21 protein-coding genes are annotated in these 25,894 nt (G+C 68.5%); 6 read left to right on the top strand and 15 right to left on the bottom strand.

Annotated features, from left to right (window positions below; all coding sequences use genetic code 11):
- Nucleotides 1-375: 375 nt before the first annotated feature.
- From DDF62_RS24395 to DDF62_RS24420, 6 genes are all read right to left on the bottom strand, one after another.
- On the bottom strand, nt 376-3,726 hold the full coding sequence (locus tag DDF62_RS24395; RefSeq protein WP_116491513.1) for a TonB-dependent receptor: 3,351 nt from the start codon (nt 3,724-3,726) through the stop codon (nt 376-378).
- Between the two features lie 135 nt (nt 3,727-3,861).
- Nucleotides 3,862-4,869, bottom strand: a complete 1,008-nt coding sequence (locus DDF62_RS24400; RefSeq protein WP_116491514.1) for a FecR family protein — start codon at nt 4,867-4,869, stop codon at nt 3,862-3,864.
- Nucleotides 4,866-5,456 carry an RNA polymerase sigma factor gene (locus tag DDF62_RS24405; protein ID WP_165832375.1) on the bottom strand — a complete coding sequence of 197 codons (591 nt, stop codon included), beginning with the start codon at nt 5,454-5,456 and terminating at the stop codon, nt 4,866-4,868. Before DDF62_RS24405 ends, DDF62_RS24400 begins: the two co-directional genes overlap by 4 nt.
- Before the next feature lie 181 nt (nt 5,457-5,637).
- Entirely contained in the window at nt 5,638-7,266 is a 1,629-nt protein-coding gene (locus DDF62_RS24410; RefSeq protein ID WP_116491516.1) for an ABC-F family ATP-binding cassette domain-containing protein, read from the bottom strand.
- A gap of 73 nt (nt 7,267-7,339) precedes the next feature.
- Complete coding sequence (locus DDF62_RS24415; RefSeq protein WP_244286934.1) at nt 7,340-7,729, bottom strand: putative quinol monooxygenase; 390 nt, start codon at nt 7,727-7,729, stop codon at nt 7,340-7,342.
- Entirely contained in the window at nt 7,714-8,073 is a 360-nt protein-coding gene (locus tag DDF62_RS24420) for a Kazal-type serine protease inhibitor family protein (protein ID WP_116491517.1), read from the bottom strand. Before DDF62_RS24420 ends, DDF62_RS24415 begins: the two co-directional genes overlap by 16 nt.
- 161 nt (nt 8,074-8,234) lie before the next feature.
- Between DDF62_RS24420 and DDF62_RS24425 the strand changes: the two genes are divergently transcribed.
- The 4 genes from DDF62_RS24425 (at nt 8,235) to DDF62_RS24440 (ending at nt 12,321) form a co-directional block, all read left to right on the top strand.
- Nucleotides 8,235-9,698 carry an amidohydrolase gene (locus tag DDF62_RS24425; RefSeq protein ID WP_116491518.1) on the top strand — a complete coding sequence of 488 codons (1,464 nt, stop codon included), beginning with the start codon at nt 8,235-8,237 and terminating at the stop codon, nt 9,696-9,698.
- Nucleotides 9,698-11,053: an amidohydrolase family protein gene (locus DDF62_RS24430; protein WP_116491519.1), complete on the top strand. Its 1,356-nt coding sequence runs from the start codon at nt 9,698-9,700 to the stop codon at nt 11,051-11,053. Before DDF62_RS24425 ends, DDF62_RS24430 begins: the two co-directional genes overlap by 1 nt.
- A gap of 56 nt (nt 11,054-11,109) precedes the next feature.
- The gene (locus tag DDF62_RS24435; protein ID WP_116491520.1) at nt 11,110-11,592 is read left to right on the top strand and encodes a GNAT family N-acetyltransferase; all 483 of its coding nucleotides are present in this window, start codon (nt 11,110-11,112) and stop codon (nt 11,590-11,592) included.
- A 168-nt stretch (nt 11,593-11,760) separates the two neighbouring features.
- Entirely contained in the window at nt 11,761-12,321 is a 561-nt protein-coding gene (locus tag DDF62_RS24440) for a hypothetical protein (RefSeq protein ID WP_116491521.1), read from the top strand.
- 144 nt (nt 12,322-12,465) lie between these two features.
- Here DDF62_RS24440 and DDF62_RS24445 read toward each other — a convergent pair whose 3' ends face one another.
- Together DDF62_RS24445 and DDF62_RS24450 are read right to left on the bottom strand one after the other, a co-directional pair.
- Nucleotides 12,466-13,764: a M23 family metallopeptidase gene (locus DDF62_RS24445; RefSeq protein WP_116491522.1), complete on the bottom strand. Its 1,299-nt coding sequence runs from the start codon at nt 13,762-13,764 to the stop codon at nt 12,466-12,468.
- Nucleotides 13,765-13,948: 184 nt separating this feature from the next.
- On the bottom strand, nt 13,949-14,335 hold the full coding sequence (locus DDF62_RS24450; RefSeq protein ID WP_116491523.1) for a hypothetical protein: 387 nt from the start codon (nt 14,333-14,335) through the stop codon (nt 13,949-13,951).
- A 215-nt stretch (nt 14,336-14,550) separates the two neighbouring features.
- Here DDF62_RS24450 and parE point away from each other — a divergent pair, with 215 nt between their 5' ends.
- Nucleotides 14,551-16,656 (top strand): DNA topoisomerase IV subunit B, encoded by a 2,106-nt coding sequence (gene parE / locus DDF62_RS24455; protein ID WP_116491524.1) that lies wholly within the window; start codon nt 14,551-14,553, stop codon nt 16,654-16,656.
- A gap of 146 nt (nt 16,657-16,802) precedes the next feature.
- On the opposite strand, the gene recN is transcribed toward parE, so the two are convergent.
- The 3 genes from recN to lpxC form a co-directional block, all read right to left on the bottom strand.
- A complete protein-coding gene (gene recN / locus DDF62_RS24460; RefSeq protein WP_116491576.1) occupies nt 16,803-18,500 on the bottom strand; it encodes a DNA repair protein RecN in 1,698 nt (565 codons plus the stop codon).
- A gap of 100 nt (nt 18,501-18,600) precedes the next feature.
- Complete coding sequence (locus tag DDF62_RS24465) at nt 18,601-19,530, bottom strand: outer membrane protein assembly factor BamD (RefSeq protein ID WP_116491525.1); 930 nt, start codon at nt 19,528-19,530, stop codon at nt 18,601-18,603.
- A gap of 104 nt (nt 19,531-19,634) precedes the next feature.
- Nucleotides 19,635-20,531 (bottom strand): UDP-3-O-acyl-N-acetylglucosamine deacetylase, encoded by an 897-nt coding sequence (gene lpxC / locus DDF62_RS24470; protein ID WP_116491526.1) that lies wholly within the window; start codon nt 20,529-20,531, stop codon nt 19,635-19,637.
- Nucleotides 20,532-20,818: 287 nt separating this feature from the next.
- Between lpxC and DDF62_RS24475 the strand changes: the two genes are divergently transcribed.
- Nucleotides 20,819-22,888, top strand: a complete 2,070-nt coding sequence (locus tag DDF62_RS24475; protein WP_116491527.1) for an alpha/beta hydrolase family protein — start codon at nt 20,819-20,821, stop codon at nt 22,886-22,888.
- A 45-nt stretch (nt 22,889-22,933) separates the two neighbouring features.
- Here the strand turns inward: DDF62_RS24475 and DDF62_RS24480 are convergent, their stop codons facing one another.
- The 4 genes from DDF62_RS24480 to secF form a co-directional block, all read right to left on the bottom strand.
- The gene (locus tag DDF62_RS24480) at nt 22,934-23,665 is read right to left on the bottom strand and encodes a squalene/phytoene synthase family protein (protein WP_116491528.1); all 732 of its coding nucleotides are present in this window, start codon (nt 23,663-23,665) and stop codon (nt 22,934-22,936) included.
- Nucleotides 23,666-23,753: 88 nt separating this feature from the next.
- Complete coding sequence (locus DDF62_RS24485) at nt 23,754-24,368, bottom strand: urate hydroxylase PuuD (protein ID WP_101717704.1); 615 nt, start codon at nt 24,366-24,368, stop codon at nt 23,754-23,756.
- Between the two features lie 195 nt (nt 24,369-24,563).
- Nucleotides 24,564-24,935 carry an Mth938-like domain-containing protein gene (locus tag DDF62_RS24490; protein ID WP_116491529.1) on the bottom strand — a complete coding sequence of 124 codons (372 nt, stop codon included), beginning with the start codon at nt 24,933-24,935 and terminating at the stop codon, nt 24,564-24,566.
- Nucleotides 24,932-25,882 (bottom strand): protein translocase subunit SecF, encoded by a 951-nt coding sequence (gene secF / locus DDF62_RS24495; protein ID WP_116491530.1) that lies wholly within the window; start codon nt 25,880-25,882, stop codon nt 24,932-24,934. Before secF ends, DDF62_RS24490 begins: the two co-directional genes overlap by 4 nt.
- Between the last annotated feature and the right edge of the window lie 12 nt (nt 25,883-25,894).

A 25,894-nucleotide genomic window follows, 5' to 3' on the forward strand; every position in this document is an offset into this window, starting at 1 on the left:
ATCTCAGTCCTTACTTGATGTGAAAGCGAACGCTGTAAAAGGTGTTTCCTCTACCAGCACATTCAATGTAGTCGCCGTTTTTGACAAAACGGATTCATTGATCGCGCTCAATGAAATTTATATTTTCATCATACTTAATAACACTTGAGGCACACGACAACTCATCACGACAACGACGAAATGACCTCTACACCTAAGATGCAAGGTCGCAATTCATCTCGATCGATTACTTTCACGAACGGCCGAACCTGATGTCGCGTTGTCCGGCCGGCGGCTATCGAAGGAGCGGGACGCTCGCTGGAAGAACCTTCATGCGAGCGTCCTCGTCCGTATGAGAAAGACGGACGCCGCGCGGACGCGGCGTCCGGGCGGTCGTCAAAAGCCCTTGCGCAGCGACACCCCGATGATCCGGGGATCGAGCGTGAAGACGTTGGTGAAGTTGCCCAGCTCGTCCGGGCCGGTGTAGGCGTCGGTGATCGGCGTGTCGTTCAGCACGTTCTTGACGTAGACCTGAAGCGCCAGGTCGTGCTCGCGATTGACCACCGTCGCCGACAGGTTGACGTTCTGCCAGCTCTTCAGACGGTCGTACTCGCTGTTGTAGACGCGCGCGAAGCTGTCGGACTGGCGGTAGTAGTCGCCCCGCAGCGTCATGTCCCAGCTGCCCGGCAGATTGATCCGGTACTGGGCGCCCAGGTTGAACGTCAGCTCCGGCGCGTTCGGCAGGCTGTTGCCGCCGAGGTCGGCCGAGAAGCCCCGCCCCTGGTTGGTGGCGTGAACGCCGGTGACCGGGTCGATATAAGTCAGCGGGTTGTAGACCAGCGGCCCCCACTGGTCCCTGTAGGCGTTGCTCCAGGCGCTGCCCGGCAGGAAGCCGTTCTGGAAGACCGTCGGACCGGGGCACAGCATCTTGATGAAGATCTGGCCGGTGCTGCTGGACGCCGCCTGCTTGACGTCGAGGTTCTGGATGTAGCGGCCCAGGATCTCGTTGGGCACGATGCAGGTCATCGGGCTGGTCGGCCACGGCCGCATGACGGTGTAATCGGTGCGCCCCTGCAGGCGATCCATCACGTCGACCGAGGTCTCGCCGCTGGCGATCCGCGTCTGCAGCCAGCCCAGGGTGGCGTCGAGGCGGAAGTTCCGCACCGGCGTCCAGGCCGCCTCAAGCTCCAGGCCCCAGGTCTTGGCGTCGAAGGTCTCGGTATGCATCGAGCGATCGATGAACTGCGAGACCTGATAGTCCTTGTAGTCGTAGTAGAACGCCGAGGCGTTCAGCATCAGCCGCCCGCCCTGCAGGGCGTTCTTCGTTCCCAGCTCGAAGGCGTCGACATATTCCGGATCGAAGGTGCGCGGCAGCTTCGGATAGTTGGAGTTGGCCTCATTCCAGTCCGGCCCGGGCGGATTGCCGCCGCCGGCCTTGTAGCCGCGCGAGTAGGACGCATAGACTAGGGAGTCATCGGTGAACGACAGGTCGGGCTTGTAGTCCACGGCCAGGCGGCCGGTCACCGCGCTCCAGTTCTGGGTCTGCTCGGGACCGCGCGGATAACCCTTGCCGACCGTGCCGCCGCCCCAGAAGCTGTCGGCCGCCAGAAGCTGGGTCGGCACCGGGATCGTGCTCTTGGTGTCTTCGGTGTAGCGCAGGCCGGCGGTCATGCGCAGCTTGTCGCTGAGCTTGAAATAGCCCTCGCCGAACACCGCCCAGGACTCGGTGCGCGCCAGGTCCAGGCTGCGATAGTAGTTGTGCCCCTGGCCATCGATCTTGTCGATCGGATTGGGATCGATATAGACGCAGGCGTTCGGCTTGGCCGTCGCGGTCTTGGGCGTGCAGTCGGGATTGTAGTTGGCGCTGAGGTTCTGCTGCACCGCGATCATCGTGAACGCGTTGCTGAAGATGTAGTAGTCCTCCTGCGTCTTGAACTTCAGGTAGTTGGCGCCGAGGTTGAAGTTGAAGCGGCCGTCGAACGACGACTGCAGGCGGAACTCCTGCGAATACTGGCTGCTTTTGGACTGGCTGATGTCGACGGCGGCCAGCCGGTCCAGCGTACCCAGCTGCGGATCCACGAAGGTCCCATTGCCGTTGATCGGCGCCCCCAGCCAGGCGTTCCAGTCGGCCTTCAAGGCCCGCCCCTCGCGGTTGGCGATCAGGCCCGGCGCGGGATCGTAGCGAAAGAAGTCCTGCGAGCCGTAGTAGCTGTCTTCCATGTACAGCGTCTGCGAATGCAGGGTCAGCCGCGGCGTCAGGTCGAACTCGAGGTTCAGCTGGACGACGTCGTTCTCGGCCTTGAACTTCGGATCATAGAAGGTGGCGATCTCGCGCAGGTCGGTCGACTGCCGGCCCGAGGCCGAGCCGAACGGATCGATGCCCATGCGGAACAGGTAGGTGTCGTTGTCCGGCCCGCCCCTTGTCGTGAACGGCAGGATGGTGATCAGGCCGGTGACCAGCGGCATGCCGCGACCGTTGGGCGTGCCATAGGCCGCGTCCGTATAGAGCGACTTGTTCTGGCAACCGGGCGTCAGGCTGTCCATCGTCCAGCGGGTGAAGACCGGCGAGGTGCGCGAGGCTCCGCTGGGATCGGTCCAGAGGATATCCTTGGGCGGCGCGCCGCGCGTGCACAGCTGCTTGCCGGTGCGCGAGCGATCGTCGTCCTCGTTGAAGTGCTCCCACAGGAGATTGGCCGAGAACCGCGCGTTCGGCTTCCACAGCGCGCCGACGCGGGTGGACCACAGGTCGCGCCCGTTCACGTTCTGGTCGGTCGTGGTGTTGAAGTCGAACCCGTCACGCTGGGTCAGCGCGCCGGCGAAGCGCAGGGCGAGGGTCTCGCCGAGCGGAAGGTTGACGAAGCCCCGCGCCCGACGGCTGTCGTAGTTGCCGACCTCGCCCTGAGCCTCGGCGGTGAACTCGCCCAGCTTCGGCGCATTGGGCAGCATGTTGACGACGCCCGCCGTGGCGTTGCGGCCGTAGAGCGTGCCCTGAGGGCCGCGCAGCACCTCGACCCGCTGGACGTCGAAATATTCCTGCTCGAACAGGCGGTTTCGCAGCAGGGCGGTGTTGTTGAAGCTGATCGCCACGGCCGGGTCGGCGGTGACCGACATGGCCTTGGTGCCCACGCCCCGGATGGCGAAGTTGTAGCCCGTGAAGTTGTCCTTGGAGAACGACACGTTCGGTACGCCGCGCAGCAGCTCCGAGCCGCCCTCGATCTTCAGGTCGTTCAGTTGCTGGGCCGAGAAGGCCGACACCGACACCGGCACGTCGATGATCCGCTCTTCCATGCGGCGGGCGGTGACGACCACCTCCTCGAGCGCCGCCGGCGAGCCGTTGGACGCATCGCCGCCGGCCTCGCCGGGCACGTAGGCGACGCGGCGGCGCGTGGCCACCGGCGTCGAACGGGCCGGACGACGCACCACCACCGCGCCATCGGCGAGGAACTGGTGCTCGACGCCCAGCCCCGAGGTCATGCGGCGCAGCGCCGCCTGGGGCGTCATCGCCCCGCGAACGGCCACCGAGCGCAGGCCGGCCACCTGCCCGTCGTCGACCGCGATGCGCAGGCCAGACTGACGCCCGAACGCCTGCAGAGCCTCCGGCAGGGGCTGAGCGGGAATGTCGAACGTCCTGGCCTGCTGAGCCAAGGCGGCCGCCGGCGCGGCCCCCGCGGCGAGCGCGACGCCCGCTCCGAAATAAACAGCGGTCGCGCCCAGCAAGGCCCGGATCCGCTTCCTACCAACCGTCATGTAGCCCCCAAAGAACCTGAAGCGGGACCGCACTCGGCCCCACTTGAAGGACGTGGGCTGGGGGAGGCCCCCTATGGTTTTTCGCGTGAAGTTTTTGCGTCGTTTCCGCCTACGGACGAAGCGGGGCGGGCGCGCTCAGCGCGGGGCCAGCACCACGTCGCCATTGGGCGCGCGCCGCACCGACAGGTCGTAGAGGGCCGACAGCACCGTCGCCGCGCCGTCGACGTCGCCGGCCTTCAACTCGCCCCGGAACCGCTGTCCGGCGGCGCCGGTGACGACCATGCGGCCGGGGCCATAGCGATTGAGCTCGGCGGCGACCTGGGCCAGCGAGGCGCCGGCGAAGACCAGGCGGCCGTCCGACCAGCCCCAGGCCCCGTCGCGATCGAACCGGGCGACCATCAGCGGCGCGGCCGAGGCCGCGACCCGCACCCCGTCGCCGGGGGCAAGGCGCACGGGCCGCACCGATCCGTGCTCGGTGTTGCGCACCTCGACCGCGCCCTTGAACAGGTTCACCGCCGCGGAACCCGCGTCCAGGCGCACGTCGAAGACCGTGCCCAGGGCCTCGACCCGCGCTGGACCCGCTTCGACCACGAACGGGCGCGCCGGATCACGCGCCGCGACGAAGCGCGCCCGCCCCTCGGCCAGGCGGATATCGCGCCGGCGCGGGCGCATCTCGACGGTCAGGCGAGTGGCCGTGTCGAGCCGGATCGTCGAACCATCGCTCAGCGTCACCGACCGCTGCTCGCCCTGGGCGGTCTGGTAGACCTCCGACCGCACGGGAGCGCCGACGCCGAAATGCAGGGCAAGGCCGCCGCCCGACGCGCCGGCCAGCACGAAGACGGCCAGGGCGGCGGCGCGGCGCGTCCAGGCCGCCCCCTGCCCTCGCCCGACCCGCGCCGGCGCAGCCGAGGGCGCGCCGTCGACCAGTTCGCGGATCGCCGGATCATCGGCCAAGGCGCCGGCCAGACCCCAGACGTCATCGACCTCGGCGGCGACCTTGGCCCGGGCGGCGTTGCGCAGCCGCCAGCGGGCGTAGGCCGGCCGGAGCCGCCGACCGTCGGGACCGCGCAGGCGCGCGAACCAGGTCGCCGCGGCCTGGATGGCCGCGGGCGTGGCCCTGCGATCGAAGCGGTGCTCGGTCATGATCGATCCTCTCCGCGTAAGGACGCACCGGAGCGATCCGACCCTACGGCCCGTCGCAATTGGGCGAGGGCGGCCGACACATACTTCTCCACCGTCTTGACGGAAATCTTCATCGCCGCGGCGATCTCGGCGTAGCTCATCTCGCGGTACCGGCTCATCACGAAGGCGGTCCGCATCGGCTCGTCCAGCGCCAGGATCGCCGCGCGGGTTCGCGCCAGGGCCTCGCGGTGCTGCACGACGACGTCCGGCTCGGGGCCCGGATCGGTCAGGTCGTGGTCATCGATGGGCTCGTGCCGGTCCTGGCGGCGCGCGCGGGCCCGGCGCCGGCGATCGCGCATCAGGTTCTCGGCGACCCGGAACAGGAAGGCCCGCGGGTTCTCCAGCGCCGCCACCGACGGATAGGCCGCCAGGCGCAGGAAGCTTTCCTGGACGATCTCCTCGCGCTCCCAGGGATCGACCTCCCGCGCGGCGAGGAACCGCCTCAGGTCGCCGGTGTGGGCCTGCGCGATGCTGTCGATCTCGCGACGCTGGTCGCCGACGACGGGCGGCGCAGGGTCTGCGATCGAGGGCCTGTCGGCGCCGTCCATCCCAATAGCCTCGCACGCGTCACGCCAACTTCGACGCTTCCGCCTTTGCCGCATTTGCGCCGCGCGTTCAACTGCCGGCCGAGCCGGCGCGGCCGCGCAATCCCTTGGCGCAAAAGGGTTGTCGCAAAAAATTCACGGCCGCCGCCGGGCGCTCGACCCCAAACCGGCGGGTCGCTCCGGGTCAGGCGCCCGGATGCAGCCCCGGCGCTTCCTGGCCCGTGCGGGCGACATATTCGGTGTAGCCGCCGCCGTACTGATGGACGCCCTCGGGCGTCAGCTCCAGCACCCGGTTCGACAGCGCCCCCAGGAAATGGCGGTCGTGCGAGACGAAGAGCATGGTGCCCTCGAAGTCGGCCAGGGCCGCGACCAGCATCTCCTTGGTGGCCATGTCGAGGTGGTTGGTCGGCTCGTCCAGCACCAGCAGGTTGGGCGGATCGAACAGCATCTTGGCCATGACAAGGCGCGCCTTTTCGCCGCCGGACAGGACGCGGCAGGGCTTCTCGACGTCGTCGCCGGAGAAGCCGAAGCAGCCCGCCAGGGTGCGCAGCGCGCCCTGGCCCGCCTGCGGGAACGAGCGTTCCAGCGACTCGAAGATCGTCTCTTCGCCGTCCAGCAGGTCCATCGAGTGCTGGGCGAAATAGCCCATCTTGACGCTGGCGCCGATGTTGACCGCGCCCTGGTCGGGCTTGGTGTCGCCCGCCACCAGCTTCAGCAGGGTCGACTTGCCGGCGCCGTTGGCGCCCAGCACGCACCAGCGCTCCTTGCGGCGCACCAGGAAGTCCAGGCCGTCATAGATGGGCTTGTCGCCGTAGCCCTTGCGGATGCCCCGCAGGCTGATCACGTCCTCGCCCGAGCGCGGCGGACTCTGGAACTCGAACTGCACCGTCTGGCGTCTGCGCGGGGCCTCGACGCGTTCGATCTTGTCGAGCTTCTTGACCCGGCTCTGCACCTGGGCGGCGTGCGAGGCGCGCGCCTTGAACTTCTCGATGAACTTGATTTCCTTGGCCAGCATCGCCTGCTGGCGCTCGTACTGGGCCTGGCGCTGCGCCTCGCTGAGCGCGCGCTGCTGGTCGTAGAAATCGAGATCGCCCGAATAGGTGATCAGCGAACCGGCGTCGATCTCGACCACCTTGCCGATGATGCGGTTCATGAAGGCGCGGTCGTGCGAGGTCATCAGCAGCGCGCCGTCGTAGTTCTTCAGGAACGCCTCCAGCCAGATCAGGCTTTCCAGGTCCAGGTGGTTGGAGGGTTCGTCCAGCAGCATGCCGTCGGGCCGCATCAGCAGGATGCGAGCCAGGGCCACGCGCATCTTCCAGCCGCCGGACAGCATGCCGACGTCGCCGTCCATGCGCTCCTGGCTGAAGCTCAGGCCGGCCAGGACCTCGCGGGCGCGGGCTTCCAGCGCATAGCCGTCCAGCTCCTGGAAGCGCTCCAGCACCTCGCCGTAGCGTTCCATGACGGCGTCCAGCTGGTCGGCCTGGTCGGGATCGACCATGGCCGCCTCGAGCGTGGCCATTTCGGCGGCCAGGGCGCTGACGGGGCCGACGCCGTCCATCACCGCGGCGACCGCGCTCTGGCCCGACATCTCGCCGACGTCCTGGCTGAAATAGCCGATCTTCATGCCGGGATCGATCGCGACCAGCCCGTCGTCGGGCTGTTCCTGGCCGGTGACCATGCGGAACAGCGTCGTCTTGCCGGCGCCGTTCGGGCCGACAAGGCCGACCTTCTCCCCCTTCTGGATGCCCATCGAAGCTTCGATGAACAGGATCTGGTGGCCGTTCTGCTTGGAGATATTGTCGAGGCGGATCATGGGCGGTCTGCTAACGCGAGCGGAAGCAGAACGCCAGCCTTCGGGTCACATCAATTCGAACCGTCGGACCGGTTCAGAGCCCCACGCCGCCGACCGGCGTGGTCTCGAACCGGTGGCCAAAGCCGGCGATGATCGGGCGGGCCTTGGCGATGGCCGCCTGCACCGAAGGCAGCTTCAGCGACGCCGCGTGGCTTTCCTTGTCGGTCCAGACCTCGGTGATCCAGATCGCGTCGGCGTCGGTCGGGTCCAGCGCGAGAATGTAGGACAGGCAGCCGGGCATCGCCTCCGTGCCTTCCCTGAGGATGGCAACCAGATCGTCGCGCTTGCCGGGGGCGGCCTTCATCTGGCCGATCAGTCCGTACATCGTCTTGTCTCCCGCAACGGCGAGCGACGGCGCGAGAGCCGCCGCCGCGCCGCCGATCATGGCCTGCCTGCGGTCCATTCCTGTCAGGAGGCCTTGCATTCGCCCTCGTGGGCGACGCTGACGCCCTGGCCCGCGGCGCTGCAGGCGTTGCCGTAGGTCTTGCCGTCGCAGCCGCAGACGGGGCGATAGTCCATGGTGCAGACCTGCGGGCGCGGACGGCAGATGCCCGAGGCGTCGGCCACCGTCTTGCAGGCGCCGACCGGCATGACGCAGGACAGGCCCTCGCCGCACTGGAAGCCGGCGATGCCCCCGCACATGCCGCCCTCGGCCACGGGCGCGCGCGACATCGGCGGCGGAGCTCCGGTGGAGGGGCCGGCGGGCTGGCCCGCGCAGGCGCTGATCAGAAGGGCGGCCGCGAGGCCCAGCCAAGAACGCACGCTCATGATGTTCCTCCCGCGCGGATTCGACCGCAGGTCGCGATCCTCGCACGAAGCCCGCGCGACAGACAAACGCCGCGATCGGGGAAAAATGGGGCGCCGCGCTGCTTGATCAGGGGTCTGAATTAGTCTGTCCTCGCGGCCTCTTCGAGAGTCGGGGAAAATTGATGACACGATGGGGTACGACGGCCGCGGCCGTCAGTCTGCTTGCGCTGGGCCTTTCGGCCTGCGCCACGACCGGGACGACGGCGAAGCCGCAGGCGTCCGCCAAGCCCGCCGAGAAGGCCGAGGCCAAGCCGCTGCCCAAGGGCCTGGACGGCGAGGCCTCGTCGGGCTTCCCCTCGACCTACGCGCCCCTGCCCTCGCGCCCGACGGCCTTCGTCGGCGCCACGGTGCTGACCGCGACCGGCGCCCAGATCGACAACGGCGTGGTCGTGATCCAGGACGGCAAGATCATCGCCGTCGGCGGTCCCGAGACCGCCATCCCGGCCGGCGTCGCCACCGTCGACGCCAAGGGCAAGTGGATCACCCCCGGCATCATCGACTCCCACAGCCACCTGGGCGTCTATCCCTCGCCCGGCGTGTCGGCCAAGTCGGACGGCAACGAGGCCACCGATCCCAACACCGCCCAGGTCTGGGCCGAGCACTCGGTGTGGCCGCAGGATCCGGGCTTCAACCGCGCCCGCGCCGGCGGGGTCACCACCCTGCAGATCCTACCCGGCAGCGCCAACCTGTTCGGCGGCCGCTCGGTGACGCTGAAGAACGTGCCCTCGACCACCATGCAGGGCATGAAGTTCCCGGGCGCGCCCTACGGCCTGAAGATGGCCTGCGGCGAGAACCCCAAGCGCGTCTACGGGTCCAAGAACCGCACGCCCTCGACGGCGATGGGCAACGTCTTCGGCTATCGCAAGGCCTGGATCGACGCGGCCGACTACGCCCGCAAGTGGGACGACTACCGCGCCAAGAAGGACAAGGGCGAGAAGGCCGACGCCCCCAAGCGCGACCTGCAACTTGAGACCCTCGCCGGCGTGCTCAAGGGCGAGATCCTGGTGCAGAACCACTGCTATCGCGGCGACGAGATGGCCGTGATGATCGATGTGGCCAAGGAGTTCGGCTACAAGATCACCATGTTCCACCACGCGGTGGAGAGCTACAAGGTCGCCCCCTTGCTGGCCAAGGAAGGCATCTGCTCGGCCACCTGGGCCTCGTGGACCGGCTTCAAGATGGAAAGCCTGGACGGCGTGGACTCCAACGCCGCCATGGTGTGGAAGGCCGGCGCCTGCGTCGTTATCCACTCCGACGATCCGATCATGACCCAGCGCCTCAACCAGGAGGCCGCCATCGCCATGACCGCGGGCAACAAGATCGGCTACGGGATCACCCGCGCCGAGGCCATCAAGTGGATCACGGCCAATCCGGCCAAAGCCATGGGCATCGCCGACAAGACCGGCAGCCTGGAAGCGGGCAAGGCCGGCGACATCGTGGTCTGGAACCGCGATCCGTTCAGCGTCTACGCCAAGGCCGAGCAGGTCTATATCGACGGCGCCCTGACCTACGACCGCAACGACAAGCGCTATCAGCCCAAGTCCGACTTCGAGCTCGGCCAGCCCGGCCAGGGAGCGTTCAACTGATGATCCGGTCCATTCTTCTCACCGGCGCGGCCCTGACCGCCGTCGTCGCCGCTCCCGCCGCCGCCCAGACCTTCGCCATCGTCAACGCTCGCATCGAGCCGGTGTCGAGCGCGGCGATCCCGTCGGGGACCATCCTCGTGCAGAACGGCAAGATCGCCGCCGTCGGCGCCGGCGTCGCCGTGCCCGCGGGCGTGACGACCATCAACGCCAAGGGTGGAGTCGTGACCCCCGGCCTGGTGGCCCCGTCGTCGAACATCAGCGCCTCGGAGATCGGCGGCGTGCGCGAGACGCGCGACGACGGCACCGGCAATGCGCTTTCGGCCGGTTTCGACATCGCCTACGGCGTCAATCCGGCCTCGCCGATGATCGGCCTGGCCCGCGACGGCGGCGTCACCAGCTCGGCCGTGACCCCGATCCTGTCGGGCGTCGGCGGCGGGTCCCACGAGCATGCCGACGACGGCGTGGTCGAGGAGATGACGGCCGGCAAGGACGGCGGCGGCGATCCCCCGCTGTTCGGCGGCCAGGCGGCGTTCGTGCGCCTGAAGGCGGGCGAAGCCGACATCGTCGCCAAGTCGAAGACCGCCGTGACGCTGTCTCTGGGCGAGGCCGGGGCCCGCGCGGCCGGCGGCTCGCGCGGCGCGGCGATCGTGCTGGTCAAGTCGGCCCTGCAGGACGCCCGGGCGTTCGCCAGGAACCGCGCCGCCTTCGAACAGGGCGCCACGCGCGACTACGGCCTCTCGCGCCTCGACCTGGAGGCCCTGGTCCCGGTGGTGCAGGGCAAGACCCCGCTCTTGATCCGCGCCCACCGCGCCTCGGACATCCGCCTGGCCCTCAAGCTGGCGGCCGAGGAGAAGATCAGGATCGTGCTGGAAGGCGCCGAGGAAGGCTGGCTGGTGGCCGGCGAGATCGCCAGGGCCGGCGTGCCGGTGATCGTCGACACCCAGGCCGACCTGCCCGACAGCTTCGAGACCCTGGGCTCGCGTCTCGACAACGCCGCCCGCCTGAACGCCGCTGGCGTGACGGTGGCGATCAACGGCGCGCGGGACTTCAACAACCTGCGCCAGGAACGCCTGAATGCGGGCCTGGCCGTCGCCAACGGCCTGCCCTATCCGGCCGCCCTGGCGGCGATCACCCTGACGCCGGCGAAGATCTGGGGCATGGCCGACCAGATCGGCTCGCTGGACGTCGGCAAGACCGCCGACCTGGTGCTGTGGACCGGCGATCCGCTGGAAACCACGACCTGGGCCGACAAGGTGTTCATCGGCGGCGTCGAGCAGCCGGCCGACAGCCGCCAGAGCCAGCTGCGCGACCGCTATGCGGCGGGCGACAACGGCCTGCCTCCGGCCTACCGGTAACCGATCAGACGGCCCGCTTCTCCTGAGAGGCGGGCCGTCGCTTTTCGAGGGAAGCGATGGAAGCGGCCGTCGTCATCCGCCCCTACCGAACCGACGATGCGCCCTCCATGGCGCAGCTCTACTACGACGCCGTCCACGGGCTTGGGCGGCGCGCCTACTCCGCCGCGCAGGCCGCCGCCTGGGCGCCGGCGCCGCTACAGCCGATCGACGTGCTGAACCGCGCCGCCGACGGCCGGATGACCTTTGTCGCGGCAAACGCCCGCGACCAGGCCGTCGCCTATGTCGACCTGGAACCCGACGGCCATGTCGACCACCTCTACTGCCATCCCGACTTCGCCGGACAGGGCGTGGCTTCCCGCCTGCTGGAGACGGTGATCCAACGCGCCGTCGAACAGGGTCTTCCCGCTCTCTACGTCGAGGCCAGCGAACTGGCCCGGCCGGTGTTCGAGCGCCACGGCTTCGCCGTCACCGCGCGGCGCGACTTCGAGGTGCGCGGCGTGCCGATCCACAACTACGCCATGCGGCGCGAGCTGACCTGAGCCATGCCCGCGCCTTTCTAGACCTAGGTCTAGCCGCCCCCTCCCCATGCCTTCGCGCGGCAAACCCATGGATGGCTACCTCGCCGACGGCCGCGCGCCGAAAGTCCTGACGTCGCCCGCCGGTCGCATCCGGCGCCGCGGGCAAGCTTTCGACGCAAGGAGACGGCGATGTCGGACATCATCATCACGGACAAGCAACTGTCGGCCTCGGCCTATAAGGCGATCATCAACGCGCCGATCGAGACGATCGACATCGCCGACTGGCTGTTCACCCTGCCCGAGGCCGAATACCAGCGCTGCTGCGCGCCCGACCATATCTCGGCCGGGGCCACCTTCACCGACGACGGCCGGCGCATATCGATCAATGTCGAGATGATCGGCCAGACGCTGATGGTGCAGCACTACGTGGCCGAGATCGCCACCCCGACCCTGTGCCGGATGGTGTCGACCTCGGACGCCTTCACGCCCAACGGCCGCACGCGGGTGCAGGTGATCTGGACCCTGAGCGCCAGGAAGATCGACGAGGCGACCTGCGAATACACCAACAGCGTGGTCGCCCACCCGACGCAGGCCTTCCTCGACTTCATCGACAAGCACGGCACGCCGTTCGAGGACGCCGCCGACGCCCGCCAGCGTGACGGCGGCGACCACAACAGCCGCGAAACGCCGCTGTTCGCCGCCAGCATCGAGCGCCGCGCCCTGGCCCGCATCGCGGCCAAGGCGGCCTGAGGGCAAACGGCGTCCGAGACGAGAACCTCGCCCTTCGACAGGCTCAGGGTGAGGTTTTCGAGCGGCCAGGCAACGGTCCTCATCCTGAGCTTGTCGAAGGACGAGGACCGCGCACGGAGCCTGAACGTCACTCCGCCCAGCCCCTCAGGGCCAGACGTTGTTGGACGTCACGCTGTCGCCGCCCGTCGGGACCTGGCAGTCGTTGAAGCTGATCGCCACCGACTGGCCCCAGTTGGTCGGATCCGCCTGGACCTGGAAGTGCAGGTGCGGGCCGGAGGTGCGGCCCGTATTACCCGAGGTGGCGATCGGCTGGCCGCGCTGGACGACGTCGCCGACGTTCACCAAGACCCCGTTCTGCTGGATGTGGAAGTACCAGCTGGTGAAGCCGCCCGGATGGCGGATGCGCACGGCGTTGCCCCAATTCTGCGGGCTGCCGCCCGGGAACGGCGTGTTGCTGGGCGTGGTCGGGGCGTTGGGGTTGTAGGTCGTGCTCTGGCTTTCCTGCAGCCACTCGACCGTACCGCCTCGCACGGCGCGGATCTGGGTTCCGACCGGCATCGAGAAGTCGAAGGCGAAGGCCTGGCTGCCGTTGTGCGAGCCGCCGGGATTGTTGTTGCCCTGCCCCACATTGCGGGTGTCGCCCGCCTTCCACGGATAGCGATAGGCGCCCACGGCGCTGTCCTGCTGTTCGATGAACTCCATGCGTAGGCCGCGACCGAAATAGGCGGCGTCCTCGGTCTTGAAGTCGACCGTGCAGCGGCGGTGGCTCCACCACTGGGTTCCCGTTCCGGGCCTCCAGACGGCGGCATAGGCGTCGCCGTCGACCGACAGCGCCGCCAGCCGCAGGCCTTGATTGAAATAGGTCTGGTCCTGGGTCTCGGCCTGGGCGCCGGTCATGCCCGAACGCCACCACTGCGCACCGCTCCCCGGACGCCAGACGGCGGTGTAGCGGCCGCCGTCGACCTCCAGCAGGGCGATGCGCAGGCCGTTGTCGAAATGGGTCTGGTCCTGCGCCTTCATCTGGTCGACGGTCATGCCGGTGCGCCACCACTGGGCGCCTGAGCCTGGGCGCCAGACAGCGGTGAACCGGCCGTCGTCGAGCTCCAAGGCCGTCAGGCGAAGGCCCTGGTTGAAATAGGCGGTGTCCTGCGCCTTCAGCTCGTCCAGCGTCATGCCCGATCGCCACCACTGGGCGCCGTTCCCCGGCCGCCAGACGGCTGCGAACCGACCGCCCTTCACCGACAGCGAATGGATGCGCAGGCCGTTGTCGAAGTGGGTTTTGTCCTGGGCCTTGAACTGCTCAAGGCTCATGCCCGAGCGCCACCATTGGGCGCCGCCGCCCGGACGCCAGGCGGCCGCATAGCCGGTGTCGGCGAAGGCCAGGCCGGGCGCAGCCACGGCCAAAAGGCCGGCGCAGAGCGCCGGCGCAAGGATCGCACGCATCAAACCCTCCCATTCGGACGCGTCTCTACGGAGCGCCGCTCGAAAGCCGGAAACCGATGAAAGCTTGGAACCGTGCGCCGATCGCCGGTCAGGCCCGGACGCCGCGCACGACAAGCTTAGGCGCGCCGGCCCGCTCCAGGAAGAGCGTATGGGCCTCGCCGCTGGGGGCGAGGCCCACGAGGCGTCAGGTCGCCCAGGTGATCTTCACGATCGAGGGGCGGTCGCTGTTGTAGGAGACCGTGTGCTGTTCGCGGCGGCTGGCGGTGATGGCCAGCTTGTAGGTGTCGCCGGTCTGGTCGGTGAAGGCCAGGTTGATGCTGCCCGAGAAGATCCCCGAAGGCCCCTGGGCGTCGACCTGCACCTGGTAGCTGTAGATGCCGGCGTTCGACACCAGCCGGATGCCGTAGACCTTGCCTTCGCTGTTGCCGATGATGCACGAGCTGAGGTCGGTGCTGCCGTTGATCGAGACGGCCGAGCCGACCGGCAGCAGCCCATTGGCCGTGCCGCTGGTGTCGCCGCAGTCGGTGGTGGTGAATTCGGCGGTGCCCGCCTGCGCAGTCGCAGTCGTCATGACGCTTCTCCCTCTTCCGATGGGCCGGCCGCCGCTCGGGCCGGTGGAAGGGAGCATTCACTCAACCCGAGGCGATATCAACGAAAATACACGTGAAGATTGTCACATTCGTGCATGCACACTGAAGCTGCAAACCAATCCCCAAGCAGCGCTTTCCTTGGGGGCGAGCTCGGGTCATACGGGGCGGGACACCCGAATCGCCGCAAAATCCCCGCATGTCTTCCAAAGACCCCAACTCGCTGTTCTCGCTGTTCGACGACGACGCCCTGGCGCCGCCGAGCGCTCCGCCCCTGCCCGCTCGCGAACCGCATCCGCAGCCCAAGCCGCAGCCGCCGCCTCCCCCGCCGCCGGGCAAGGTCGAGGCCGCGCCGGCTGCTGCTCCCTCGTCGGGCGGCTATGACGCCAGTTCGATCGAGGTGCTGGAGGGCCTGGAGCCCGTGCGCATGCGTCCGGGCATGTACATCGGCGGCACCGACGAACGCGCCCTGCACCACCTGTTCGCTGAAGTGCTCGACAACTCGATGGACGAAGCCGTCGCCGGCTTCGCCAAGTCGATCGAGGTCAAGCTCGACGCCGACGGCTATCTGTCGGTCAAGGACGACGGCCGCGGCATGCCCGTGGACCCGCACCCCAAGCATCCGGGCAAGTCGGCGCTGGAAGTGATCATGACCGTCCTGCACGCGGGCGGTAAGTTCAGCGGCAAGGCCTACGAGACCTCGGGCGGCCTGCACGGCGTCGGCGCCAGCGTCGTCAACGCCCTGTCGGAGCTGGTCGAGGTGACGGTCTGGCGCGACGGCTTCGAGCACCGCCAGAGCTTCGCCCGCGGCAAGCCGCTGGGCCCGGTCGAGAAGATCCAGCCCAGCCGCAAGCGCGGCACCATGGTGCGCTTCAAGCCCGACGAGCAGATCTTCGGCGAAGGCTGCGCCTTCAAGCCGGCGCGCCTTTACCGCATGGCCCGCTCGAAGGCCTATCTGTTCCGCGGCGTGCAGATCAAATGGTCCTGCGCCCAGGAGCGCATCCACGACCAGACGCCCGCCGAGGCGGTGTTCCACTTCCCCAACGGCCTGGCCGATTTCCTGGCCGAGCGCACCAAGGGCCTGGAGACGGTCACCCCGACCAGCTTCGCCGGCCGCATCGAGCGCGAGGGCGAGGCCGGCGCGGTCGAATGGGCCGTCACCTGGACCCCGCGCGGCTTCGGCGAGCACGACGGCTTCATGCAGTCGTACTGCAACACCGTGCCGACCCCCGAGGGCGGCACGCACGAAAGCGGCTTCCGCGCCGCCCTGACGCGGGGCCTCAAGGCCTATGCCGACCTCAAGGGCGAGAAGCGCGGCACGATCATCACCGCCGACGACGTGGTGGCCCAGGCCGGCGCGCTGATCTCGGTGTTCATCAAGAACCCCGAATTCCAGGGCCAGACCAAGGAAAAGCTGTCGACGACCGAGGCCCAGCGCTTCGTCGAGAACGCCCTGCGCGACCCGTTCGACCACTGGCTGACCGGCAGCCCCAAGGCCGCCCAGGCCCTGCTCGAGTTCGTCATCGAGCGCGCCGAGGAACGCCTCAAGCGCCGCAAGGACAAGGAAGTCTCCCGCGCCAGCGCGACCCGCAAGCTGCGCCTGCCGGGCAAGCTGGCCGACTGCGCCGGCGGCGCGGTCGACGGCGCGGAACTGTTCATCGTCGAAGGCGACTCGGCCGGCGGCTCGGCCAAGCAGGCCCGCAACCGCAAGAACCAGGCGATCCTGCCCCTGCGCGGCAAGATCCTGAACGTGGCCTCGGCCTCGGGCGAGAAGTTCACGGCCAACAAGGAACTGTCGGACCTGATGCTGGCCCTGGGCGCCCAGGGCGGCAACAAGTACCGTGAAGAGGATCTGCGCTACGAGCGGATCATCATCATGACCGACGCCGACGTCGACGGCGCCCACATCGCCTCGCTGCTGATCACCTTCTTCTACCGGACCATGCCGGACCTGATCCGCGCCGGCCGGCTGTATCTGGCCCTGCCGCCGCTCTACCGCATCAGCCACGGCGGCAAGACCGAGTACGCCCGCGACGACGCCCACAAGGACGAGCTGCTGGCCACCATGTTCAAGGGCAAGAAGCCCGAGATCGGCCGCTTCAAGGGTCTGGGCGAGATGATGGCCGCCCAGCTGAAGGAAACCACCATGGACCCGGCGGTCCGTACCCTGGCGCGCGTCACCCTGCCGCGCCACGAAGAGACGGTCGAGGACCTGGTCGAGACCCTGATGGGCCGCAAGCCCGAGCTGCGCTTCAAGTTCATCCAGGACAACGCGGCCTTCGCGGCGGACGATCTGGATCTGTGATGACAGGAACCTCCCCCTGTGGGGGAGGTGATCGCGAAGCGATCGGTGGGGGGGGGGCGGCGCCAAGAAATGAGCCACCGCCTCGAAAGCTGAAAACGCCCCCCACCGGCCTTCGGCCGCCTCCCCCACGGGGGGAGGTTTCCAATTTACCCGATCAGCGCCCGAGCCGCCGCACGCGCCGCCTCTGTGACTTCCGCGCCCGACAGCATGCGCGCGATCTCTTCCTCGCGCTCGGCCGGCGACAGGGGCTCGACCTTGGTGCGGGTGGAGGTGTCGTCGCCGGATTTCGAGATCCGCCAATGGGCGTCGCCGCGCGCGGCGACCTGGGCCGAGTGGGTCACGACCAGAACCTGGGCATTGGCGGCTAGGCGCTTGAGGCGCAGGCCCACCGCGTCGGCCACGGCCCCGCCGACGCCCTGGTCGACCTCGTCGAAGATCATCAGCGGCTGGGGACCGCCGCCCTTCCCGGCCAGCGCGGCCTTCAGGGCCAGGGCGAAGCGGGCCAGTTCGCCCCCCGAGGCGATGGCTTCCATCGGGCCGAACGGCGCGCCGGGATTGGTCGAGATCTCGAAGGCGATGCGATCCAGGCCCGACGGGCCGGCCTTGTCCTCGTCCAGAGGCTCCAGGGCGACGCGGAACCTGGCCTTCTCCAGCTTCAGCGGGCCGAGCTCTGCCTCGACGGCCTTGGCCAGGCGGTCGCCGGCGGCGCGGCGCTCGGTCGACAGCGCCTGGGCGGCGTAGAGATAGGCCTCGCGGGCCTCTGCGGCCTGCGCCTCCGCCGCGACCAGGGCCTCGGCCGAGGTCTCGACGGCCTGCAGGCGGGCGGCGAACTCGGCGCGGACGGCCGGCAGGTCCTCGACCAGCACGTTCAGCTTCCTGGCCATGCCGCGCAGGGCGAACAGGCGCTCCTCGGCCTTCTCCAGGCGGTCGGGCTCGAACTCGAAGCTCTCGGCGGCCATGTCGATGGCGGCGCTGGCCTCCTGGGCCTCGACGAGCGCGCGGTCGACCGCCTCGCAGGCGGCGGCCAGGCGGGTCATGGCCGGACCGTCGGCGGGCGCGCCGGCGTTGGCGGCGCGATCCCGCGCACGCTCAAGAGCGCGGAACGCCGAAGCCAGCTTGCCCGACAGGTTGTCGCCACCCAGGGCGTCCTGGGCCGAAGCGATGTCGGCCAGCGCCTTCTCGGCGGAACCCAGCAGGGCCCGCTCCTCGGCCAGGGCGGTCTCCTCGCCCTCGCGCGGGTCCAGCCGGTCGAGTTCGGACAGGCGGAGCGTCAGTTCCTCGGTCTCGGCCGCGGCGCGGTCGGACAGGGCCTTCAGTTCGGCGGCGGTCTCGCGGGCGGCGCGCCAGCCGCTCCAGGCTGACGAAACCGCCCCGACGCTGACCTGGCCGTAGGCGTCCAGCAGGGTGCGGTGGGTGCGCGGATCCAGCAGGCCGACCGTCTCGTGCTGGCCGTGCACCTCGAGCAGCAGCGCGCCCAAGTCCTTGAGCACGCCGACGCTGGTGGCCTGGTCGTTGACGAAGGCGCGCGAGCGGCCGTCGGGCGACAGCTGGCGGCGCAGGACCAGGTCCTCGTCGCGGGCGTAGTCCAGACCCTTGTCGTCGAGATAGGCGAAGGCGGGGTGATCAGGCGCAAGGGCGAAGATAGCCGTGGCGCTGGCGTGGCCGGCGGCTCCGCGGCGCACCAGGCCGGCGTCGGCGCGGGCGCCGGTGGCCAGCCCCAGGGCGTCGAGAATGATCGACTTGCCCGCCCCGGTCTCGCCGGTCAGCGCGGTCAGGCCCGGCCCGATGGCCAGGTCGAGGCTCTCGATGAGCACCACGTCGCGGATGGAGAGACCGATCAGCATGGCCGGAAGGATCACCGGGAATCGGGCTTTTTCAAAGAGGAAGCGGTAGGCGTTTGAGAACAAAAGAAAAACGGGCCGTTTTGCAACGGCCCGCTTTCGCTTACATCCCGAGAACGCCCATCAGGCCGCCCTTTTTCTTCTTCTCGCCGGGAGGGGCCAGCGCGCCGCCCTTCTCGCGATTGAGGGTGCGGTCGATCAGGTTGCGCTTGTTGCCGGCCTTCAGCGGCTCGACGGCCGGCTTCAGACCCGCGTCGTTCAGCAGCTTGTAGGCGTCGGCGTACCAGCGGTCGCCCGGGAAGTTGTAGCCCAGCACCGCGCCATTGCGCTTGGCTTCCTCGGTCAGGCCCAGGGTCATGTAGGCCTCGACCAGGCGATAGAGAGCTTCGGGCGTGTGCGAGGTGGTCTGGTGACGGTCGACCACGGTCTTGAAGCGGCCGATGGCGGCCAGGGTCTTGCCATCGCGCAGGTACCAGCGACCGATCGCCAGTTCCTTGCCGGCCAGCTGGTCGTTGACCATGTCGATCTTCAGGCGGGCGTCCTGGGCGTATTCGCTGTTGGGATAGCGCTGGACGACGTCGCGCAGCGCGGCGAGCGCCTGCTCGGTGGCGGCCTGGTCGCGGTACACGTCGACGATCTGCTCGAAATAGCAGATGGCCTTCAGGTAGTAGGCGTACGAGGCCGACGGGTTGCCCGGATAGAGCGAGATGAAACGGTCGGCGTCGCCGATGGCGTCGGCGTACTGGTTGCCCTGGTAGTGGGCGTAGCCGGTCATCAGGATCGAGCGGCGCGACCACTCCGAATAGGGGTGCTGGCGCTCGACCTCGCGGAAGTAGTCGACGGCCTCGTTCCAGTTGCCGCGGTCCAGGCGGTTGGCGCCGGTGGAATACAGCAGCTCGACCGGACGCTCCTCATAAGCCAGCGTCGGCTTCTTGGGCTTGCCCGCGCAGGCGGTGACCGACAGAGCGGCGAGCACGGCCACGATGGAGACGGCCGAACGTCCCGAGATTTTGCGAAGCACGGACTCTCTCACCCTCGAAGCAACCTTGCGCGCCCCCGCGCCGAACCAAGGCTTCTACACCACGTCGATGCGGGCGCAAACGAAAGCCGAGCGGCGGGAGCGATCCCCCGTTTTGATCAGACCGCTTCGGCCAGCTCCGGCGCATGGGCGCGCCAGCGCCAAGCGCGCGGTTGCTCCATCAACGCACGAACAGCGGCGTTATTGAGGCCGTGTCCGGCCAGAATTCCTTCGAACCTGCCAAGGATCGGAGCGCCAACGACATAAAGGTCGCCGACGGCGTCCAGGGCCTTGTGGCGCACGAATTCGTCCGAGCGGCGCAGGCCCTCGGGATTGAGCACGCGGTCGCCGTCGATGACCACGGCGTTCTCCATCGAGCCGCCGCGGGCCAGGCCGATGTCGCGCAGGGCCTCGACCTCGCGCAGGAAGCCGAAGGTGCGGCAGTTCGACAGCTCCTTGCGGAAGCTTTCCTCGTCGATGACCAGATCGACGCGCTGGCGGCCGATGGCCTTGCTGGCGAAGGCGATCTCGAAGGCCACCTCGAAGGATTCGGCCGGAGTCAGGGTCGCGCGCTTGTCGCCCTCGACCACCTCGATCGGCGAGAGAATCTCGATGTAGCGGCGCGCGGCTTCCTGACGGCGGCGACCGGCGCGGTCGAGGATCTGCACGAAGGGCTCGGACGAGCCGTCCATGATCGGCACTTCCGGGCCGTCCAGCTCGACGACGCAATTGTCGACCGACAGGGCGGCCAGGGCGGCCATCAGGTGCTCGATGGTCGAGACGCGCACGTCGGCGGCGTTGGCGATGACGGTGCCCAGCTGGGTCTGCACCACGGCGTCGCCGCGAACCGGCACGCGGTTGTCGCGGTCCTGGACGTCGGTGCGCACGAAGACGATCCCGCTGTCGGGGGCGGCGGGGCGCACGGCGACGCGCACGTGCGCGCCCGTGTGCAGGCCGATCCCTGCGAAGATCACCGGTCCAGCGACCGTGTGCTGATGATAAGGCGAAACCGACACGAGAAACCTTTGTAAACTTGGGAGCGGCTCTGCGGCCGCCTATTCGTCCCCATTTACCGTCTACGAGCTTTGCCGCGACGCAGCAACGCAAGTCCTGTTTCGGATTGTTACCTTCATAAGTCGTTGTCCGATATGGCATTTTCGCCACGCGGAAGACCAAATTCCGCCACCTTCACTAACGGCGCCGCAGCATGGAGCAAAGCTTGCCCTTCGGGCTGGCCTCACCGGCACGGCGCCGCTAGGCTCGCGCCGTTTTTGGCAACCTTGCCGCCTGGACCACGACTTCCATGACCAAGACCTTGCGCCTCGCCGCCTCCGCCCTCGCCCTATCGCTGGCCGCCTTCGCGATCGTTCCGGCGACCGCCCACGCGCAGGGCCGGGGCTTCACCGCCAAGGACATGGTCACGCTCGACCGCGTCAGCGAGCCGAAGGTGTCGCCGGACGGCCGCCAGGTGATCTACCTGGTGCGGACGATGGACCTGCCGGCCAACAAGGCCTCGTTCTCGCTGTGGGTCGCCGACCTGAAGGCCAGGATCGCGCCGCGCCGCCTGGCTGTGTCGGACGGCGGCGTCTCCAGCGCGCGCTGGTCGGCCGACGGCAAGAGCATCTACTTCCTGTCGGGCCGCGCCGGCTCCGACCAGGTGTTCCGCACGGACGCTTCGGGCGAGACCGCCGTGCAGGTGACCAAGGCCCCGTTCGACGTCGGCGCTTTCAAGGTCTCGGCCGACGGCAAGACCGTGGTGGTCAGCCAGGCCGTCTTCCCCGACTGCCCCACCCTGGCCTGCACCCAGGAGCGCCTGGACCAGAGGAAGGCCCAGAAGACGACCGGCGTCGTCTACGACAAGCTGTTCATCCGCCACTGGGACACCTGGAACGACGGCACGAAGAACCACCTCTACGCCTACGGCCTGGACGCTTCGGGCGTGGCGACGGGCGAGGCGAAGGCGCTCATGGCCGGCTTCGACGGTGATTCCCCGACCAAGCCGTTCGGCGGCGACGAGGACTTCACCATCAGCCCCGACGGCAAGACCGTGGTGTTCTCGGCCAAGATCGCCGGCCGCGACGAGCCCTGGCAGACCAACTACGACCTGTGGTCGGTTCCGGTCGACGGCTCGGCCCAGCCGGCCAACCTGACCGCCGACAACAAGGCCTGGGACGCCCAGCCGACCTTCTCGCCGGACGGCAAGGTCCAGGCCTGGCTGGCCATGAAGCGCCCGGGCTTCGAGGCCGACCGCTTCGGCGTCATGGTGCGCGAAAACGGCAAGGTGCGTGAAGTGGCCCCGGCCTGGGACCATTCGGCCCAGTCGATCACCTTCAGCGCCGACGGCAAGACCATCTACACGACCGCCGAGGACGTGGGTCAGACCAAGCTCTTCGCCATCGACGTCAAGAGCGGCAAGGCCACGGCCCTGACCGGCGAAGGCCATGTGGGCGCGTTCAGCGCCGCCGGCGGCTCGACCGTGATCGCCCAGGACAACCTCAAGACCCCTGCCCAGCTCTACGCCCTGGCCCCGAAAGGCTCGCCGATCCAGCTGACCGGCCTCAACGCCGACAAGCTGCAAGGCATCGCCATGGGCGAGGCCGAGCAGTTCAGCTTCAAGGGCTGGAACGACGAGACCGTGCACGGCTATCTCGTGAAGCCGGCCAACTTCGATCCGTCGAAGAAGTATCCGGTCGCCTTCCTGATCCACGGCGGCCCGCAGGGCTCGTTCGGGAACCTCTTCCACTACCGCTGGAACGCCCAGACCTACGCCGGCGCCGGCTATGCCGTGGTGATGATCGATTTCCACGGCTCGACCGGCTACGGCCAGGCCTTCACCGACGCCATCAGCCAGCACTGGGGCGATCGCCCGCTGGAGGACCTTCAGAAGGGCTGGGACTTCGCCACCAAGAAGTACGGTTTCCTCGACCAGGACCGCGCCTGCGCCCTGGGCGGCTCGTACGGCGGCTTCATGATCAACTGGATCGCCAGCCAGTGGAAGGAGCCCTGGAAGTGCCTGGTGAACCACGACGGCATCTTCGACAGCCGCTTCATGGGCTACTCGACCGAGGAGCTGTGGTTCAGCGAGTGGGAGAACGGCGGCGCGCCGTGGGAAGGCAAGACCACCTACAGCCAGTTCAACCCGGCTGACCACGTGGCCGAGTGGACCGTGCCGACCCTGGTCGTGCAGGGCCAGAACGACTTCCGCGTGCCCCTCGAACAGGGCATCGCCACCTTCACGGCGCTGCAGCGCAAGGGCGTGCCCAGCAAGTTCCTTTACTATCCCAATGAAAACCACTGGGTGCTGAAGGCCCAGAACTCGGTCCAGTGGCACGACGAGGTGCTGGGCTGGCTGAACCAGTGGACCGGGAAGTAAGGCCCACGACGCCCTTCCCCCATCAAGGGGGAAGGGAGCCAAGGATCAAATCCGGCCCGTCGCGACCGACCAGGTCAGGCGGGCCTTTTTTTCGAGCTCGCTCATCTCGCGGCCCTTGGCCTGGCGCGTCGCCAGGGCGGCCGGGGCCACGGCCGGGAAGGCGGCGATCGGCAGGGTCTTGAGCTCGGCGGCCGCCGCCTTGCGCTGCTGCGCCACCCGGGCCTCGACATCGGCGGCGGTCCAGGCCAGCGGCAGGCGCGAACGGCCGGCCAGCTTCAGTCGCCACAGCCCCGCCAGGCCGTAGGCGCGCGCGGCCGCGCGGACGGCGCCGGGATCGGCCGAGGCGTCCAGGCGGCTGGCCATCAGGCCGGCCAGGGCGCCGGCGGTGGCGTCCAGATAGGCCAGCACAGCGGCCTCGTCGGCCAGCGGCGCCTCCTCCAGGTCGGCCAGGCGGGCCTCGGCCATGGCCGCCAGGGCCAGCGGATCGACGCCCGAGACGGCCAGGGCCTCGACGGCCGGATGCTTGCGCGGGGCCTTGCCGGCGGCCAGCTCCTCCATCGCCTCGCGCCACCAGGTCAGGCGGATCTCGCCCATCAGCGCGCTGGTGACGCCCCCGGCCACGCGCGCCAGCTCGTAGTTGAAGGCGACCAGGGCGACGATGTCGGTCCGCGCCGCGAGGTCGGAGACGAACCGGCTGGCCAGCCAGCGATCGTTGTCCATGCGGCGGACCAGATCATCGAGACCGGAATCGTAGGGATTTTCGGGGGCGGCGGACATGGCGCGGCTTATGCCTCCCTCTCGTCGCAAGCTCAAAGAAAAAGGCCCGCCGTTTCCGGCGGGCCCTCGCTCTTCGCTCGGCGACGGATCAGCCGAACAGCGTCTGGTACATCGTCATCGTCACCAGCATCGGGATGCTAAGCAGCATGTTGATGCGCGAGAACAGCATGGCGGTCGTGGCCGCCTTGGCCTTGGTCGCGTCGTCGGCCGGCACGAGGCCGAGAGCCCGCTTCTGGTTCGGCCAGATCAGGCCCCAGACGTTGAAGAACATCACGGTGGCCAGCCACATGCCCATGCCGATGAAGGTGAAGCCCATGTCGACGCCGCGCTGGTAGCCCTGCCAGGCGCCCAGCGTGATCGCTTCCATCAGGTAGCCGCGATTGAAAGCCACGATCATGCCCATGATCCAGGTGGCGAGCGCCGACCAGCGGAACCAGAACAGCGCCTCGGGGGCGATGTACTTGCTGACCGCCGGCTTCAGCTCGGCCGGAATGGTCGGCATCACCCGCATCTGCACGAAGTTGAAGTAGTAGAGCAGCCCGATCCACAGGATGCCGAACAGCACGTGCAGCCAGCGGAACACCGCCTGCCAGTAGGCGCCGTGGAAGCCGTTGGGGCTGTGCCCGAAACCGAACACCATCACCAGGGCCAGCACCAGGCTGACGATGATGGTGCTGCGGAAGTTGGTGAGAATCCCAGTCAATTCAGCCCCCTGAGCCGTGTCTTGGCGCGCAGGATAGTGAGAGTCGGGCAAATGATCCTCCCCCTGAAGGGGGAGGTGTCGGCGAAGCCGACGGAGGGGGATGTATGTGCTGGGGGTAAAGGGGCCGTTGAGGGCAGCAATCACTGCCCCTCCGGCCCTTCGGCCACCTCCCCCTTCAGGGGGAGGATCGTGAAGTCACACCGCGATCAGCGCCGCGGCCATGCGCCGGCCTTCGCTGGCCAGCACGTTGTAGGTGCGGGCGGCGGCCTCGGTGCTCATGAACTCGAGGCCCAGGCCCGCGGCCTTCAGCGCGTCGCGCACGGGGCGCGGCGGCAAGGCGTTGGCCAGGCCCATGCCCAGCAGCACGAACTCGACCGCCCCGCCGGCGGCGAACACCGGGGCGAAGGCCTCGGGAGTCAGCTCCGCCAGGCCGACGACGGCCCAGTCCTGCGGCTGGTCGTCGATGACCAGCAGCGAACCGGGCCGCCAGACGCCGGAGACCCGGAAGCCGCCGCCGCCCCAGGCGTCGATCGACGGGGGCTGGCGGGGAGCAGGCCCCTGGCTCACGGCTGGCTGGCCGCGCCGAGCTTCACCGGCTTGGCCTCTTCGTCGCCGCGGTTGACGCCCCAGACCAGGATCAGCGGCAGAGCGATGTAGATCGACGAATAGGTGCCGATGGCGATGCCGAACACCATGGTGAAGACCAGCGGGAACAGCACCGGACCGCCGAAGATCATCGTGCCGCCCAGCGCCAGCAGCGCGGTCGAGCCGGTGATGATCGTCCGCGACAGACGCTCGTTCTCCGACAGGTCGATGATCTCGCGCAGCGGCGTGGTCTTGTACTTGCGCAGGTTTTCCTTGAGGCGGTCGAAGGTGATGACCTTTTCGTTCATCGAGTAGCCGATGACCGTCAGCAGGGCCGCGACCGAAGTCATCGAGAACTCGATCTGCATCACCGACAGGATGCCCAGGGTCAGGATGATGTCGTGGAACACGGCCACGACGGCGCCGACGGCGAACTGCCACTGGAAGCGGAACCAGATGTAGCCGAGCATCAGCAGCAGGGCGATGCCCAGGGCCTTGAAGCCCCCGAGCAGCAGCTCGCCCGAGACCTTGGCGCCGATGACGGTCGGCGCCGGCATGGTCATGCCGGGAAACTTCTGGACGATCTCGGTCTTGATCCGGTTGGCCTCGACGTTGGCGTTGACGCCTTCGGTCGGCAGGAAGCGGATCATCGCCGAGTTGGGCGAGCCGAAGCCCTGGACCTGGACGTCATGCGCGCCGGTGGCCCGGGCCACCTTGCGCAGTTCGTCGAGGTCGATGGCCGTGGGCATGCGGGCTTCCAGGGCGACGCCGCCCTTGAAGTCGATGCCCAGGTTCAGGCCCTGGGTGAAGAACGACACGCCCGAACCGACGATCAGGATGAGCGAGAAGATCGCGGCGACCGGGGCCCAGCGCACGAAGCGGTAGTGGGTCGAGCGCGGGATCAGGCGAATGAGGGGCCAAGCAGCCATGAGCTTTGATCC

The organism is Caulobacter radicis (assembly GCF_003094615.1).
Classification (GTDB): domain Bacteria; phylum Pseudomonadota; class Alphaproteobacteria; order Caulobacterales; family Caulobacteraceae; genus Caulobacter; species Caulobacter radicis.

What these genes read in the sequence shown, in the direction of transcription:
- DDF62_RS24450 (WP_116491523.1), bottom strand. Translation starts at nt 14,335, where the DNA reads ATGACGACTGCGACTGCGCAGGCGGGCACCGCCGAATTCACCACCACC.
- DDF62_RS24440 (WP_116491521.1), top strand. Translation starts at nt 11,761, where the DNA reads ATGTCGGACATCATCATCACGGACAAGCAACTGTCGGCCTCGGCCTAT.
- parE (WP_116491524.1), top strand. Translation starts at nt 14,551, where the DNA reads ATGTCTTCCAAAGACCCCAACTCGCTGTTCTCGCTGTTCGACGACGAC.
- DDF62_RS24425 (WP_116491518.1), top strand. Translation starts at nt 8,235, where the DNA reads ATGACACGATGGGGTACGACGGCCGCGGCCGTCAGTCTGCTTGCGCTG.
- DDF62_RS24475 (WP_116491527.1), top strand. Translation starts at nt 20,819, where the DNA reads ATGACCAAGACCTTGCGCCTCGCCGCCTCCGCCCTCGCCCTATCGCTG.
- DDF62_RS24435 (WP_116491520.1), top strand. Translation starts at nt 11,110, where the DNA reads ATGGAAGCGGCCGTCGTCATCCGCCCCTACCGAACCGACGATGCGCCC.
- DDF62_RS24410 (WP_116491516.1), bottom strand. Translation starts at nt 7,266, where the DNA reads ATGATCCGCCTCGACAATATCTCCAAGCAGAACGGCCACCAGATCCTG.
- DDF62_RS24430 (WP_116491519.1), top strand. Translation starts at nt 9,698, where the DNA reads ATGATCCGGTCCATTCTTCTCACCGGCGCGGCCCTGACCGCCGTCGTC.
- DDF62_RS24480 (WP_116491528.1), bottom strand. Translation starts at nt 23,665, where the DNA reads ATGTCCGCCGCCCCCGAAAATCCCTACGATTCCGGTCTCGATGATCTG.
- DDF62_RS24395 (WP_116491513.1), bottom strand. Translation starts at nt 3,726, where the DNA reads ATGACGGTTGGTAGGAAGCGGATCCGGGCCTTGCTGGGCGCGACCGCT.
- DDF62_RS24445 (WP_116491522.1), bottom strand. Translation starts at nt 13,764, where the DNA reads ATGCGTGCGATCCTTGCGCCGGCGCTCTGCGCCGGCCTTTTGGCCGTG.
- DDF62_RS24420 (WP_116491517.1), bottom strand. Translation starts at nt 8,073, where the DNA reads ATGAGCGTGCGTTCTTGGCTGGGCCTCGCGGCCGCCCTTCTGATCAGC.
- DDF62_RS24405 (WP_165832375.1), bottom strand. Translation starts at nt 5,456, where the DNA reads ATGGACGGCGCCGACAGGCCCTCGATCGCAGACCCTGCGCCGCCCGTC.
- secF (WP_116491530.1), bottom strand. Translation starts at nt 25,882, where the DNA reads ATGGCTGCTTGGCCCCTCATTCGCCTGATCCCGCGCTCGACCCACTAC.
- recN (WP_116491576.1), bottom strand. Translation starts at nt 18,500, where the DNA reads ATGCTGATCGGTCTCTCCATCCGCGACGTGGTGCTCATCGAGAGCCTC.
- DDF62_RS24415 (WP_244286934.1), bottom strand. Translation starts at nt 7,729, where the DNA reads ATGCAAGGCCTCCTGACAGGAATGGACCGCAGGCAGGCCATGATCGGC.
- DDF62_RS24400 (WP_116491514.1), bottom strand. Translation starts at nt 4,869, where the DNA reads ATGACCGAGCACCGCTTCGATCGCAGGGCCACGCCCGCGGCCATCCAG.